This is a genomic window from Shewanella psychropiezotolerans (genome assembly GCF_007197555.1).
GTDB lineage: Bacteria > Pseudomonadota > Gammaproteobacteria > Enterobacterales > Shewanellaceae > Shewanella > Shewanella psychropiezotolerans.
Map to the genome: position 1 here is coordinate 1,128,337 of NZ_CP041614.1, position 15,534 is coordinate 1,143,870.

At 44.7% G+C, this 15,534-nt stretch carries 15 protein-coding genes; 9 read left to right on the top strand and 6 right to left on the bottom strand.

The window, feature by feature from the left end:
* The first annotated feature begins 28 nt into the window (after positions 1-28).
* A complete protein-coding gene (locus tag FM037_RS05005; protein WP_144045098.1) occupies positions 29-361 on the top strand; it encodes a putative periplasmic lipoprotein in 333 nt (110 codons plus the stop codon).
* Between the two features lie 95 nt (positions 362-456).
* Here FM037_RS05005 and FM037_RS05010 read toward each other — a convergent pair whose 3' ends face one another.
* The gene (locus tag FM037_RS05010; RefSeq protein ID WP_144045099.1) at positions 457-1,032 is read right to left on the bottom strand and encodes a TetR/AcrR family transcriptional regulator; all 576 of its coding nucleotides are present in this window, start codon (positions 1,030-1,032) and stop codon (positions 457-459) included.
* Between the two features lie 57 nt (positions 1,033-1,089).
* Positions 1,090-2,526, bottom strand: a complete 1,437-nt coding sequence (locus tag FM037_RS05015; protein WP_185977050.1) for a coniferyl aldehyde dehydrogenase — start codon at positions 2,524-2,526, stop codon at positions 1,090-1,092.
* Positions 2,527-3,285: 759 nt separating this feature from the next.
* On the opposite strand from FM037_RS05015, the gene FM037_RS05020 reads away from it, so the two are divergent.
* Entirely contained in the window at positions 3,286-3,717 is a 432-nt protein-coding gene (locus FM037_RS05020) for a universal stress protein (protein WP_144045100.1), read from the top strand.
* A gap of 72 nt (positions 3,718-3,789) precedes the next feature.
* Entirely contained in the window at positions 3,790-4,233 is a 444-nt protein-coding gene (locus FM037_RS05025) for a universal stress protein (RefSeq protein ID WP_144045101.1), read from the top strand.
* A gap of 217 nt (positions 4,234-4,450) precedes the next feature.
* On the opposite strand, the gene FM037_RS05030 is transcribed toward FM037_RS05025, so the two are convergent.
* The gene (locus FM037_RS05030; protein WP_144045102.1) at positions 4,451-5,032 is read right to left on the bottom strand and encodes a TetR/AcrR family transcriptional regulator; all 582 of its coding nucleotides are present in this window, start codon (positions 5,030-5,032) and stop codon (positions 4,451-4,453) included.
* 184 nt (positions 5,033-5,216) lie between these two features.
* On the opposite strand from FM037_RS05030, the gene FM037_RS05035 reads away from it, so the two are divergent.
* Positions 5,217-6,269, top strand: a complete 1,053-nt coding sequence (locus FM037_RS05035; RefSeq protein ID WP_144045103.1) for an alkene reductase — start codon at positions 5,217-5,219, stop codon at positions 6,267-6,269.
* A 79-nt stretch (positions 6,270-6,348) separates the two neighbouring features.
* On the opposite strand, the gene FM037_RS05040 is transcribed toward FM037_RS05035, so the two are convergent.
* The 3 genes from FM037_RS05040 to FM037_RS05050 form a co-directional block, all read right to left on the bottom strand.
* Positions 6,349-7,368: a patatin-like phospholipase family protein gene (locus FM037_RS05040; RefSeq protein ID WP_077754703.1), complete on the bottom strand. Its 1,020-nt coding sequence runs from the start codon at positions 7,366-7,368 to the stop codon at positions 6,349-6,351.
* Positions 7,369-7,541: 173 nt separating this feature from the next.
* Complete coding sequence (locus FM037_RS05045; RefSeq protein WP_185976962.1) at positions 7,542-10,043, bottom strand: lipoxygenase family protein; 2,502 nt, start codon at positions 10,041-10,043, stop codon at positions 7,542-7,544.
* A 26-nt stretch (positions 10,044-10,069) separates the two neighbouring features.
* Positions 10,070-10,948 (bottom strand): SRPBCC family protein, encoded by an 879-nt coding sequence (locus tag FM037_RS05050; RefSeq protein WP_144045105.1) that lies wholly within the window; start codon positions 10,946-10,948, stop codon positions 10,070-10,072.
* A gap of 395 nt (positions 10,949-11,343) precedes the next feature.
* Here FM037_RS05050 and FM037_RS05055 point away from each other — a divergent pair, with 395 nt between their 5' ends.
* From FM037_RS05055 to FM037_RS05075, 5 genes are all read left to right on the top strand, one after another.
* A complete protein-coding gene (locus FM037_RS05055; RefSeq protein WP_227992677.1) occupies positions 11,344-11,823 on the top strand; it encodes a hypothetical protein in 480 nt (159 codons plus the stop codon).
* 181 nt (positions 11,824-12,004) lie between these two features.
* A complete protein-coding gene (locus FM037_RS05060) occupies positions 12,005-12,700 on the top strand; it encodes a HupE/UreJ family protein (protein WP_144048829.1) in 696 nt (231 codons plus the stop codon).
* Positions 12,701-12,747: 47 nt separating this feature from the next.
* Entirely contained in the window at positions 12,748-13,413 is a 666-nt protein-coding gene (locus FM037_RS05065; RefSeq protein ID WP_144045106.1) for a hypothetical protein, read from the top strand.
* A 295-nt stretch (positions 13,414-13,708) separates the two neighbouring features.
* The gene (locus FM037_RS05070) at positions 13,709-14,221 is read left to right on the top strand and encodes a hypothetical protein (RefSeq protein WP_229381093.1); all 513 of its coding nucleotides are present in this window, start codon (positions 13,709-13,711) and stop codon (positions 14,219-14,221) included.
* Between the two features lie 517 nt (positions 14,222-14,738).
* Positions 14,739-15,230: a FlxA-like family protein gene (locus tag FM037_RS05075; protein WP_144045107.1), complete on the top strand. Its 492-nt coding sequence runs from the start codon at positions 14,739-14,741 to the stop codon at positions 15,228-15,230.
* Positions 15,231-15,534 lie beyond the last annotated feature (304 nt).

Consider the following 15,534-nt stretch of genomic DNA (forward strand, 5'->3'; position numbering starts at 1 on the left):
AGTTTTATAAATCTTAGGGATAAGACCATTGAAAAAATATATATCAGTTATTGCTTTGCTATTGTTGCTGTCAGGGTGTGCAGATCCATTACCGGAAGACAGGCTTAGCTATGTAGGAGAGTGGCAAAGCAAGGAAATGGGGTTGTTGATTCTTGCGGATGGAACTGTTGCCTATAAACGCATAAAAGGCGGAACAACCACATCTGTTAACGGGCCGCTAAAAGAGTTTGTTGGTGATGATTTCGTAGTGGGGCTCCTTTTCATAACAACCACCTTCGTGGTTTCAGAATCGCCTCAAGAAGTAGATGGTGTGTGGCAAATGACAGTTGATGGCGTAAAGCTCACAAGGGTCAGCGATTAGAGTTATCTATAACCAGATAAAGGGATACTCGTTCATTAGACTAGCCCTATATTCTGCTCGCAACTTTCCTTGCTCTGTCTTTAGCTTAAGACTTCTCAACTTTGCACCATTGCATTCCAAAATAGTAGGAAGCTGGCTTCTTGGTGTTGTGGGTCTTGCCACTTTTCGGGATTGTCCAGGAAGAAGCGGGTGGCGGCTAAGAACTGGCCGTGACTGTTATCTTGCATCAGGGTCAGCGGATAATTAGCCAGCAAGCCTAGGGCCTGGCCTTTTTGCATCAGGGCGCCCATAAAACCGAGTATCGAGTTCATGGCTTGCTCTCTGATTTCAGTGGATATCGATGGTGACATGGAGTACTGCTGAAAAAACTCCTGTTTCAGCGGGTTATCCATGGCCCATTGTATGGCGCTGGTCCAGAGGTGTTTAGCATCTTTTTTTAGATCGCCACTGTCTTTTATTGACGCTAAAATCGCGTCGGCAAACTCCTGCTTGATATTAAGAAACAGATGGTTCATAAGCTCATCTTTGGATGGAAAATGATGAAACAGGGTGCCTGTGGCTACCCCTGCTTGCTTGGCTATGGATGCGGTTGAGGTGGCATAGAAACCTTGGCTGACAAACAGAGTCAGCGCGGTATCTAGTATGGCTTGCTTCTTATCTAATTTACTCATCTACAACTTATTCTCTTAGCATTTGGAAACACGCAGCTAAAGCAGCTCCTACGGCTGTTAACGCAAGAAAAACTTATATAACATGGCTTGAATGCCAGTGCCATAGGGTGGGTGAACAAGCTTGCCTGTGTTGAGTTTACCGCGGCTCAATACTGTCTTGGCATGACTCAAGGTCAAGAAGCCTTCTTTGCCGTGATAGTGGCCCATGCCCGAGGGGCCTATGCCACCGAATGGTGCATCGTCGGCGGCGACGTGGAACACGGTTTCGTTGATACAGACGCCACCTGAGTGGGTGTTGTTGAGTATGTTGGCTTGAGCCTGTGCATCGAAGCTCATGATATAGAGTGCCAATGGACGGGGACGCTCATTGATATACTTTATTGAATCATTCAGGGTCTCGTATCCTACGATTGGCAGTAAGGGGCCAAAGATCTCGTCTTGCATCAAGATCATCTCATCACTGACATTGGTGATCAGTTGCGTGGGTATTTTACGCTTGGCGGTATCGATAGCCTCATCATTGGCTGAAACCACTGTTGCGCCTCTGCTTTTGGCATCTTCGAGAACCGAGGTTAGGCGATCAAACTGACGTTGGTTGATGATGGCGCCGTAATCCTTGTTGTCACTCACCTTGCCGTACATGGCATTGAACTTTTTCTGATAAGCGGCGATGAACTCGGCCTGCTTCTCTTTAGGAACCAAGACGTAATCCGGTGCGACACAGATTTGGCCCGAGTTTAAACATTTACCATAGATCATGCGCTCTACGGCGGTGTCTATGGGCATATCTGGGGCGATAACCACTGGAGACTTTCCGCCCAGCTCTAGAGTCACAGGAGTTAAGTTAGCGGCTGCGGCGCGCATCACATGTTTTCCAACTGTGGTGGAGCCTGTAAACAGCAAGTGATCGAATGCCAGTCCCGAGAATGCGGCGGCGACATCGGCTTCACCTTCTACCACGGCAACTAATGATTCGTCGAAGATGCTAGACAGCATCTGGGCTAAGACTTTGTTTGTCTCAGGTGTGAATTCTGACAGCTTAAGCATGGCGCGATTCCCCGCACTCAGGGCGGTGATCAATGGGCCAATTGAGAGCATGACAGGGAAGTTCCATGGCACTATGATGCCGACCACACCTACTGGCTGGTAATGTACTTTGATCTTAGCTGGAGCCAGTAGTAGTCCAGCATGGCGAGAACTGGGTTTCATCCATTTCTTCAGGTTCTTGAGACTGTAGTTGATGTTGTTGATACAGGGCATGATATCTGAGATTAGCGTGTCATCGACCGAACGGGTGCCATAATCTCGATTGAGGGCATCGGCTAGTGGCTGTTGAAAGGTCAGCAAGGCTTGCTTAAGTTCTTTGAGCTGCTTGACTCTCAGTGCATAAGTTGGAGCTGGCTCTGAGCGATAGCTGGTTCTTTGTAGTCTGAGCAATTCATCGAGTTGTGATTGCATCGCTGATTTGTTCTCTGTCTCAATAGGCATATTCATCTGCTCATAGCTCCTGATCTGTATCCAGTCTAGTCGATTATAGTTTTTCGCACTGTTCAACTTACAAGCCGACTGATTGGTCGGTCTGTGTTGCTCCATCATAATTCACAACGGGACTAAGATCTACACCTGTTTAAAATTGATACAAATCACTTTGACTCTTTTGGATTCACTTTTATGAGTTGAGTGTAAATCGGCAGTGAGGTCGGCATCTCGGAAGAGGTCATATTTAGAGCTGTTATTTAAGAATTATTAGTTACGATCTATTACAGATATAGGCTATTGGCTAGTGGTATCAACAGGGGGAGAGATGAGTGATATCTATAGGGGATAAGAGGATGATAAAGGGAAGGATTAACAGGCATTTTGGGACTATGCTTAGTACATGAGAACTGGTCCAACACTCTGGTCTAATAGATTTTTATGAGACAGCACCTCACGCTCTTAGCTGTATCATTGATATAGATGGCTTTTATTGTGTCGGCATGGGTTCATTAACATGGTTGAAAACAGCTCTAAATGTTCAATGCTTATAGCTTAGAGTTAAAGTTTCCGATAGGGATGTCGAATGCGATCTTGGAAGGTTGATTAAACAAGGTTTGGCGTAGCCCTATTGGACTAAGTATGGTGCTGCTCGTGGCGTTTATGTCATCAGCGACCTGTAGGCAGTAGACTGGGGCTATGCCACTTATTTTCAGATTAAGGTTCTGGAAGAAGCTAAGAGCTAGGAATAAAAAGTTTATCTATTAGGAGAACATTATGCGAACTCGTCAAATACTCTGCCCCACAGATTTTTCTGAGACAGCCTCCCATGCAATGAGCTACGCCTTTGAGATGGCCAATTTCTATAATGTCGGCATTCGTTTACTGCATGTGGTCGATAAGCCATTCGGAGACAAATACACTCGCGTGTTATCTGTGACTCCTGAGGAGCTTGCTAGTCGAATGGAGGGGGAGGCAGCAGAAAAGATGCGTAAACTGATTGGAACCTTAGCTTCAGGTTTGTCGGTAGAGGGGGTAATTCGTCATGGCTCTCCGGCCGAGGAGATTTTGGCATCGGCTAATATGATAAACGCCGGGATGATCGTCTTAGCCAGTCATGGTCACACAGGTTTAACCCATTTTCTCCATGCGAATGTGGCGGAGTCTGTGGCAAATGAGGCTAAGTGTCCGGTCTTAGTGGTTAAATAAGTTTTGAAGTTTGAGTTCCTCGTTCCTAGAACCTAGAAAACTTATTGAGAGCTGATTCATTAGGAGATAGTTATGCGTACACGTCACATACTGTGCCCGACCGATTTTTCGGAAACGGCATCTCATGCCTTAGGTTATGCCGTCGAGATGGCAAATCTATACGGGGTTGATATTAGGCTGCTCAATGTGATCAGTCTGCCCTACGGCGCACCTGATTATGGCATTGTTGTCGATAGTCCTGCCGAGCTACTACAAGATCAAGAAGCCTACGCCAATGAGAAGATGAAAAAAATGGTGTCAGAAGTGCGCGAGCAAATGCCCAGTGGTTTGTTTGTGCACACCAATGTTCGCAGCGGAGGGGTATTAGCTCAAATATTGGAAGAAGCTGAAGAACGTGAAGTGGGTATGATAGTGATGGCCAGTCATGGTCATACTGGTATATCACACATGTTAAGTCCTAATGTAGCCGAGGCCGTAGCCAATCAGGCCCTATGCCCTGTGTTGGTGGTTAAATAAAGAGACTAAGACAGCTTCGAGTTCAAGGCAAGGCTAAGAAAGTCTCGAGTTGTAAGCTTTAAGTCTTAAGAAAGGCTAAGAAAGCTCAAGATACAGCTAAGAAAGCAGCGAGTCGCGAGTCAAGATAGAGCGAAGAAAGCCATAGCCCCTAGGTCATTCCGGCATGCTTTTGGCCGGAATCCAGCTTGGCGGCTCTAACCTCGAACCCTCTATCCGCTTATCGGCATACATCTTTATAAAGCTGATCGGCCAGTTCTTGTAAGGTATCGCCTTCGGAATGAGTGTGAGCGAAGGTTCTCAAGCCATAAACTCCCAGCATGAAGTAGCGTGCCAGATGTTCTGCATCGCGCTCAGTTGTGAGTTCACCTTTGGCTTGAGCCAGCTCAAAAACTTGAGTCAGTGCCAGTTGCCAGTTAGCTAAGTTACTTGTGATGATGGCTAGTAGCTCTGCATCTGTTTCGGCAATTTCGTTGAGCGCCTTAGTGAGTAGGCAGGCTTGGGCGGCATCACAGCTCTGACATTCGTGCACGATATGATCGAGATAGGTTTTAAGCTCCACAAGAACTGGATGTTTTCCGGCAAAGAACCCCTCAAACTCGGCATTTCTGTCTAATCTGTACTGTTCTAGAGCCGCTAATAATAGACCACGTTTATTTTCGAATGCACAATAGATAGACCCCGGGTGTAGGCCCGTGGCTTTTTTTAGATCTTGCATACTGGTCTTGCCATAGCCTTTGTCCATAAACGCTGTCATGGCTGATCTCAGTACTTTCTCTCTATCAAATTCGGCATTTCGCATGGGTTATCAATTGACTCTTGTATGTGGCTATCGTATTTGGCTCTCACATGTGAGGGTCATCTTAGCGCTTTATTGTGCAGTTCAAATCCATTGTAATCAATCTTGAACGTTTATTCAAAAAAGATCTTGAATGCTTGTTCAAAAAAGCATATCTTGAATGCTCATTCAAGAATCAGAGGTCGCTATGACTGATAACCTTTTTCAAACTTATGCGCTTAATGGCACATTATCTCTTAAAAATCGCATCCTCATGGCGCCACTGACTCGTTGTATGGCTGATGATGAACTCGTGCCGACTCAGGCCATGGCAGATTATTATGCACGCCGTGCCGAATCGGGTCTTATCATCTCTGAGGCAACTATTATTCGTCCGGACGGTCAAGGCTATCCCAATACTCCGGGTCTATTTACTCCGGCGCAGATTGATGGCTGGCGTGTGGTGACAGATGCCGTACATAAGGCTGACGGTAAGATTTTCGCTCAGCTTTGGCATACTGGTCGCGTCGCTCATCCTCATTTCTATCAAAGCACTGGCAGCAGTGATGTGATGGCGCCTTCAGCAGCTGGTGTAGAAGGTAGCGTACCCAGAATGCGAGAATTGACTTATCAAGTGCCTAAAGCTGTATCTATTGAAGAGATAGCTCAGCTGGTACAGGATTATGCCCAGGCGGCAGCTAATGCTATCGATGCTGGGTTCGATGGTGTCGAGATCCATGGTGCTAATGGTTATCTTATCGATCAGTTCCTACATCACGACAGTAACCGCCGTACAGATGAATATGGTCAGACCCCTGAAAATATGTCGCGTTTCGCTCTCGAAGTGGTCGATGCCATTGCTGCACGTATCGGCAATGACAGAACTGCACTACGCGTGTCCCCCGGTGCATATTTCAACATGGCGGGTGATAACCGAGATCGTGCTGTGTTCGATTATCTTATTCCTGAGCTTGAGAAGCGCGATTTGGCCTTCTTGCACATAGGTATCTTCGATGATGCTATGGAGTTTGATTATCTAGATGGTCGTGCATCAAGCTATGTACGCAGTATTTATAACAAGACATTAGTGGGAGTCGGTAGCTTTACCGCCGAGAGTGGCAGTAGCGCCATTGCTGAAGATAAGTTCGACTTGTTGGCCATAGGCAGACCCTTTATCGCTAATCCGGATTACGTGGAGTTAGTGCGTGACGGTAAAGCACTAGTGGAATATTCAGATGAGATGTTGACCAGCTTAGTGTAATGGTCATCCTTAATTGAGTATTTAGTTGTGTTAAGCCAGTCGATATTTTGACTGGCTTTTTCATGACGCGCAACGGTCGTTAAGCGATGGGGTGACCCGTTTTGGGGTCTATGCGATCGAGTGAAGGGCCTTGATAGGTGTTCAACAACAACTGAACCACGGCTTCGCCATATTCACTAAACCAGAACTTACCTAATTCTCTGAGTCTATTGATGTTGCTTTTGGTCAGATCATCCATTGCATCATCGGGTGGATTGGGCAATCCGGGTTGGGGTTTCAGTTTGGCGTTTACACGGATATAGTTGCCCCGATCCATGATGGTTAAGCTCTGGTAAGAAACGATACGTTCATCGCTCAACACTTCCATGAGTTTACCTTCTGTCATCCATTGTAAGGCGCCCCATTTTCTGGAGCTGGCACCGTTGATCTTTCTGGTTAAAAAACCTGTGCCTATGGATAACACCCGCATATCGCTGAGTGAGTAATGGGGCCATACATTTCTGGCTTCGGCAATGGCACACATGGTGGGATTGTTCGCGATTACGCCACCATCTATCAACCAAGATTCTTCGCTCGTGTCGGGAGATTCCAGACCCTTAGTGGGAAAGAATGTTGGCGCTGCGCTGGTTGCATCTGCAGCTTCTGATGACAGAAGTTCAAGATAGTCAGGTTTGGTTGACTTGATGATAACGGGCTTACGTTTTTCAATGTCGTAGGATACGGCTAAGACATGTTTACCTTCAGGTACATCACCAATCTTAGCTTGATTAAAATTCTCCTGTAACAGGCTTGTTTTACCACTTGCCTCATATTTCGGAGCATTGATACCGTCTATATCGAGCAAGCCTTTATGCTCAGTAAAAATCCGTTGGCCATTTTCATAATTATAAAGCTCATCGATTTGAGCTAAAGTCATGTCAGTAGTCGCCAAGGCTAAGGCGATGATACTTCCGGTACTGGTTCCTGCGTATAGATCGACACAATCGCGAATCGATTTATCATGGTTTTGCTGTAATTGCTGTTCGACCATACTGAGAAATTGAGTGATGGCTACCCCTCGTATTCCACCGCCATCGAGAGACAAAATCAATTTTGACATTTATCTGTTCCTTTTCGTATACGTACACGTGAGTGATTTATAGAATATTTGCTCGTACAGGATGAATACCAATCGCTATAAACTTAGCCATATCAGCTAAATATCAGCGGACAAATGGTGAGCTTGACTCGCCCATTAGTCGCTGAATATTGGTTTGATTTATCTATCAATCATTAGATATCGATACTGGCGGCAATATTCTCCGGTAACAGATAGCCATATTCAGGTTTATCCGCGGCAGCTAACTGCTTGTTGCGGGCCTGGATTTTCTCGCTGATTTGTATCATCTCAGCAGTAAATGCTTGGCTTATTTCTGGGTGATCCTTTTGCAGGGGATCTAGGCTAGCAAGAGAGGTTTCCGAGGGCATTGCCAACATCCAGGATAGCAGGCACTGGAAGGCGGAGTTTTTCTGGTTGGGTAACGCCGCTGCAATATACTCGGCGCTAATGTCCTGCTCCCCTTCTGGCATCTGTTTCGCTAGCGTAGCGGGTCGATTCGGTGCCAATGCTGTGTAAGGAAATTGCGGGAAGTTTATTGCAGAATGGAAGGCGCTGCCCATCCAGATAATCGTCTGTAATGTGTGACTCAGGAGTGCCAAATCTGTTATCTCAGCAGGGAAGCCTGGCATGGCGCCCAGTTCTGGATCGGCCAGCTCTTTAGCCCAAGCCTGTAGTGCTGGATCGGCTTGCACTGCAGCGTCATCACTATAGGCAGATTTCACGACATTTGAGGTGTAGTTACCTATGGCGTTCCAGATGAGGAATCCATCTTCACGGTAATAATATCCTTGTAAGCCATCACTCATCTCTTCATCGAAGCCCCGTGCCTTTAATTGCTCCGGAAAACTGGACTTGAAGAAGTCATAGCTTTTCCAACCGTTAGACACCATTTGAACACCTTGAGCTGTACCCAAAGCAAATGTGCTTTGGGTGATGGCGCCTTGCTCAGCAACCAAGGTCTGTCGAGCCAGGAAGTTGATGCCTATGGTGTCATGGAAGTGCGGGGTTAACAGCTTAGAGACAATATGCTCTTTGGGTAAGCTGTTATGGGTCGCTATGGCCATAGCTTCTATGGCCAAATGGGCTAGTCCCAGATGATAGAGAAACTGATGGATCTGATTATCGGCACATTGCGTATGAATTTTGGCAAACATAAATCGGTTTGGCTGATTCGAGTCTGGCGTGTAGATAGGGTTTATGCCCTCGTTACGCTCTAGCTGTATGGCGACGATATTCAGACGGCTGTCATTATTTTCAAGCTGCTGCTTATAAACCAAGAGATAGGGGGCGTAGAAGTATTTACCATCTTCACACTTGAATGGTACAAGTTCTTTGTAATCAACTAGGAAGAGGCGTTTATCGGCAATGAGTTCCGACATGCCCTTGTCTTGCGCTTTTAGCTCTCGCATCGCTTCAGGTACTTGCTCTATGCTGTTAACTACCTCGATCATTAAGGGGTTTAACCCTTGCAGCAGTTGGCGGCAGAATTCACTGTCATCCTGCCAGGATTCCAGCAGTTCCGGGATCGGCAGGTAGCCACCAAAAAAAGCGCCATAGGCTTTGAGCGAGCCCGAAGGGTATTGTGCTAAGCGTTGCTTTAGCTCTAATTCCGAGAATGAAAACTCGAGTACGCGCTCGGCCATGCGACTCAATTTATGGGGAGAGAGAGCCTGGCTTCTGGGCAGACCTTTGACCATTTTAGGCATAGGATGCACCGGATAAGAGTCATACTCCCAGCGTGGTTTCTCTTCGACCAGCAGGTTTAAGACAATTTTTTGTAGCTTATCTTTGATACCATTGATGGTATCTGACATCTCCTTAAGGCTGACAAACTGCTGCTGTTTATCCGTTAGTGGTAAAGCATCGGCATCATTATTGAGTTCCATCTCTATGGTCACTGACACAGAGGCGCCCTCGTCGAGTTCTAGCTCAAGGGTTTTAGGCTTATCATTTTCAAAATCATGTAAATCCAGAGAGGCGGTGCCGATCAGCGTATCGCTTCCTAAACAAGAGTCCATGACACCAAAACCTAAACTACCTTTCTTGCTTAGCAATTCAAATTCGAAGGTATCATTGAACGTTGAACTGTAGGGGAAGTTTGGTTTAGCCGTTTGGTGATGCTCTCCATCTAGTTCAACGATCACATAGGGATTGACCGGCGGGAACGTCTGGGGGAGATCTTTAATACTGCCTAAGGTGACAGTGACCTTGCCTAAAGAGGGATTGAAATACTGATTTAAGGCTGCGATTCCATCATGGTAGCCTTGGGCTTGAGGGCCTTTTATTATGCTGCTGACGACGTCTGGGGCCATCACCCAATTGCACCAGATAATCTCGGTTTGAACTGCCGAGATGGATCGCATCTGTACCTGAGTCGTAATGCTGTCGAGACCAGGCATAGCTGGCTCCATTTTGACCAACTTATATTGCAGGGTGTGAGTCTTATCATCACGAGAGATCAGTTGCTCACTTATGGTCATATTTCTATTTTTAAAGCTAAAGGTTCGAATTGCACCAATTTCGTCCTTAGCAGGCGGAGCTAACTCCATGGTCTTATAAATATGCCACCACTGGGTCATTTCACCGAAGGGGCGATAAAGTTTCCAGACATCTTCGATGGCGGCGTTTACTATTCCTTTTACTTGAACCGTAGGTTGCTCAGTCTTATCGGTCATTTTACGTTCCTCTTCCATGATTCTTATTAGTTAAATTTGTTTTTCATCCACTCTAATCTTTGTGAGAAGCCTTGCTCTATGGCATTTTTTACTGTTTTTCGATCTAGACCCTCACGAGGTAAGAAGACTGAGTCGTAGTAAAGTACTAGCTTATTATCTCCCTTACATTTAAGGCGTAGAGTCCCCTGATACATGCTGACTGGCATGGCTGATTTCAGCACTGAGTAGACCAAGGTGTGAGTCTCTTCCGTTGCCGAATCAAGTTTCTCTTCCAGCGCTACGTCTCCAAAGTGAACCCGGCGAATGTCATTACCCAGATCTTCCATCGAGGTTGCCCCCATGACCCAGGAGATATCGCTCCAGTTGCTGACAATTTTCCAAAAATCATCAATGGAATAATTGAGTTTTAACTTTAAAGACATACGCAGGCCATCTCGCTGCAAGACCAGATCACTGATTTCATTGATACGGGTCGGTAGGAATTTGGCTAAGGTATCTAAGGTGATCTGACGTTCTTTTTCTTTTTCACTGACCAAAACACCGTCAATGGTCAGCCTTGCCTTTGTGGTTTGTTCTGCCTGCCAGACCGACACTGTGGCGCGATAATATGAAAACATCACATTAGGCTGTGGGAGTCCCATGACCCAAATGTGGTTGGTATCATCCTTTTGCCAAAGGACTTCACGGGTTTCTCCGCCGGCAAAGGCAAAGGCGACTTCGGCATTGACGCCATTATTAGGACGTCCGCCTCCAGTCAGCAGCTTGGTATCCTCATGTCCACCTAAGGCTTTTTGCAGGGCTAGATAATCGTCAAATCCAGACCAAAATTCGGCCACTGTTAGCGGTAATTCCTGTTCATGGCTCTGGCTTATTAAGCGGCCATATTCAAGATCTACATTACTCATAAGTTCTCCTTGGTTAACACACGTGTTATTGACCGAATCTCATTGTCAGCGTAAGCACTTAACTTCTCGAACTAAGCACTTTTACTGGCGAGTTTTGGCTAATTATTTCTGCAATATCTTTCATTAATTGACTGTTTATATAGTGATTTTGAAAGATCGGGTTGAAACATCTCGTTAACATAAGGGAAGCGACTACTTAAAATAACTGTCTACTAGGAACAGTTGACAGCTGGTAACTTGTCGACTATCGGAGAGTATTTAAACGAATCAGGCACCATTGAGTAAATGCCTTCGGCTGGATGTTTGTACGGGGATCTGATTTAATGCTACAGCTTTACACAGATATGATATGAATAAGCGTATTGGAGTCGTTCCTGCTTAATACTAAGATGTTATTGCACACCCAAATATCGCCCGTTAAGGGGCATTCAAAATTAACATTGGCCATTGTGCTGGTGGTTTTACTGTGTCAATTTTTCGCAATCGGTTCGGCTTTCTCTGTGCAATACCCCAGTGGCGAGCATCCTATGGGGAAAAATGTTAGCCATCATCACAGTCATAGTGAATCCCCTAATAGACCAGTTTCTTACACTTCAAATGACCAAGACGCCCATCATCAAGGGCCTATAGCGTTTAATGCCACAGAGCCAGTATCTTTTGATTTTGAGACTAATGTACTCACTATTTTAGATGGAGAGTTGGCAGTAAATGCGGAAGCAGAGCATGAGCATGCCAATCATTCACATACTCCGTCTCATCCGCCTGAAGAACCAATATTGATTTCGAGTTTTTTTGAATCTGAGATCCTTATCTATGATGATATCTCATACCTTAATTGTCGCTACGCGCCGCCAATTCCCCCTCCACATACCTAGTTTTTTCATGTTCTTAGCGTGATACCTCGCTATTTTTGCGAGTAAAAACGTTAATTCAAATTTGTTTAGGCACTCATGCTGCTCCAAAATTTAGGATTCTACAATCCAGGGCTGAGTGCTATTCAACTGATTTAAATATTATTTTGGAGTATGTGTAATGAGTCATCATTTGGCCAAAACCATGACTGGTACTATGACTAACGTTATGACCTTATTCGTGGTTTTCTTAGGGGTGTTTGCTTCTTTTTCATTATCGGCCCACGGGGTTGATGAAGATACCAAGCAATTTTTAACTCAAAATGAAGGGGTATCGATTCTGCCCTTCATCTATATCGGTGCCAAGCATATGGTTACCGGTTACGATCATCTTTTATTTCTTGTCGGGGTGATTTTCTTCCTGTTTAGAAGTAAAGATGTGTTGCTCTATGTCAGCCTGTTTACCTTGGGCCACAGTATCACCTTGTTGTTTGGTGTACTGAGTGACATTAGAGTTAATGCCTATCTTATCGATGCCATTATTGGTTTCTCTATCGTCTATAAAGGGTTCGATAACTTGGGAGGTTTTAAGCGGTTTTTTGGTTTTCAGCCCAATACTAAGGCTGCAGTGATGATCTTCGGCTTATTCCATGGTTTTGGCTTAGCCACCAAAATTCAGGAGTTTAATCTGCCACAGGAAGGCCTGGTTCCCAATATCCTAGCTTTCAATGTTGGGGTGGAAATAGGTCAGTTCCTAGCTCTGGGAGTGGTACTTATCTTGATGAGTTTCTGGCGGCGACACAGGAGTTACCTGCAATTTTCAACAGCAGCTAATACTTTGTTGATGAGTGGTGGCCTGATGTTAGTTGGCTTTCAGTTAACGGGATTTTTTGTTAGCTAACAGACTCAATTAAACATCATAAACAGATATAAGCTTAAGGAATAATTATGAAAACCAATGATAAACCAAACTCAATAAATCAGAACGAAACCCTATTCAATAGCATTCCGGTGCACTCCAGTGCCACCTTAGTCAAAGCCAGTGTCGCAGCTTCGGCGATTGCAGCTGTTGTCTTAATTACTGCTATCTTGCCTGCCGAATACAATATCGATCCAACTGGCATAGGTAAGGCGTTGGGATTAACTCAGATAGCTGAAGCGGCAAGTGTGATTCCTGAGGTCGCGGTGAGCGGTAACGAGACTGTTTTTGCTTTTGGACAAACTGCGCCTGTTAATAGTAAAGAAATTGCTAATGCCCCGAGTGTTGGCGAGATAGCTCAAGCTCGCCAAACTCCTGGGGTGAGAAGCGATACTGTTAAAATTAATATCCCTGCGGGTAAAGGCTTAGAGTATAAGTTACTGATGGATGAGTTTGTTCACTTAAAATATGAGTGGAGCACTGGTGGTGAGGAGTTGTACTTTGATTTCCACGGAGAGCCCAAGGGCGATACCACAGGTTATTTCGAGAGTTTCTCCATTACTACATCAGATAAGGTGAAAGGCTCGCTGACTACGCCATTCGCTGGTGCACATGGCTGGTATTGGAAAAACAAAACAGATTCTCCAATTACAGTGACCCTATCAACAACAGGGGATTACACTATTAAAGGCTAGAAACCTTATACCAATTGGTATGTAGGTTGAGTTACATAAGCCAATAAGAGGCGTATCCATAGGATACGCCTCTTTGCTTTACTGCCACTAAATCGGCTAAGACTTGTGAATCCTCGTTAATTTAACAATGCCTCAGGTTTTGACTGAACTAATTTCTATTTTTAGAGTAAAACACTGAAAACAAGCCTTTAGTTAATCTTATATGTGTCGATAATCTGTATGCTTAGAGTAAGTACAGCAAATACAAGTTCCACTCAACTTTAAGATCTGACATTTGACGTTACAGGAGTAAACGGTGAACATTAATGGATTAACACTCAATATTATTGCGGGTAAGAGACCCTTAGATGTCCAGTTTTCTACAGGACCGGCACCACAAGTAGCAACACCTATATCCTCAGCGCTTAGCCATGCAAGTTCGGCTCAATCCAGTGATAAGGTCACCATTTCCGAGGAAGGTAAAGAGGCCCTCAATGAAGACAAAGCACTTAGTAGTAAATCTGCGGATACAGAAAAGGCACTAAGCTCAAACATGGGCAGCACCTTGCACGGTAAGCACTCCGAATCTGCTCAGCAGGCGAAGGAGATGGAAGAGGAGAAGGCGATGTCTCCCATCGACAAGCAGATCCAACGCGTTAAAGAGCAGATAGAAGAGCTACAAGAGCGCTTGAAAGAGCTGGAAGGCGATAGCTCTGAAGCAGCGGATAACGAGCGTAAACTCATACTAGATCAGATTTTAGAGCTCACAGGCGTCTTGATGAGCTTAATGGAGAAGAAAACCCGCGATGCTAAATCTTTGTCTGCATAATAGTCCCCAATTGCTTATTAAAGCAGCACTGCTAAGTACTTGTATCATATCAGCGCTGTCAGGTATGGGTCACCAGATAAAGATGTCACCCCTGGTTTTAACCAGAAGATCCCTGAAGAGATCGTGACCCCAAATAAAGTTGAGACTCGTATTGGCGAGCTTAACTTTTATGACGGCAACGTCAATCGAAGGCATTAGCCTCTAATATATGGCGCACAGGCCTTTAAATCTACCCGCTAGCTGATGCTGAAAATCCAAATAAGATGGAAGTTTATCAATGGCTCTGGAAAGTATTGTAATATCCTTCATGCTAACGATTACAAGTTCAATCAGGCTGCTTTTTTGGGGACTCCTTATCTAAAACCGATTGCTATAACTCCCTGCAGAAATGAGTTGTCATAACGAGACAAGCTATTGGCTTTTTTTATAGAAGGTAATGCTCTAATGATACCCCTCCAGTTAATTATTACCCTGTCGATAGCTTAGATATCAGTTTACATTCAGGTTAGAGGTTTATGTGAAGATTATCGGGCTGGAGGGCCTATATCTAAACTTTACCAAGCCTAATTCTATAGGTTTCACCTCTCCTGCCTTTCTCTCTCAGCCCTCAAGTTTTTCATCTGCCCTCTCATCAGAAAGACGTACCACTGAAATTAGTGTTTCAATCTCTGACTCTGCTAAATACGCACTTAATGCTGAGCGAGTAGAGCAAAGTCAGTTAGATCACAAAAGAGCCATAGGAACCTACATAGGTGAGCTGTTGCATGGCCTAAATGCTCATAAACTCAAAAATGGCTCAAGGGCTGACGAAGACTTGTCGATCATAGAGAGACAGATAAAACGCATACAAAAACAGTTACAAAAATTAAAAGAGGAACTCAGAGCCATCGCTGGTGATAACTCTAAAAATGCCAAATTAGAGCGAAGAATCATTCAGGATCAGATCATGTTACTGACTGTACAGATAGTCAGTTTACTCGAGAGGAAGATGCGCGCAGCTAATGTGTGAATCGATGAGTTGTAAAAAGTAGGCGGAGTAGATATTAGGAGAGGAGAGAGCTAAATAATCAATTTATCTAGTTAAGTATTTGTTGAGTCTGAAATGAGCTAAGTAGTGATGCCATCAAAGCTTCAGCCATTTTTTCTTAGGTTATAATTTAGACATGACAAGTTAACTATGTAAGCAATTATTCACTCACATCTTCTATTTCTAACCTTTTGTTGAGCTAGCTGTTTGAAAGGCTTATTCGAAAGAGAAATTTGAATGAGTTGTTTATATTAGTCACATGAATCAGTGGAGGGTAAAGCCTCCC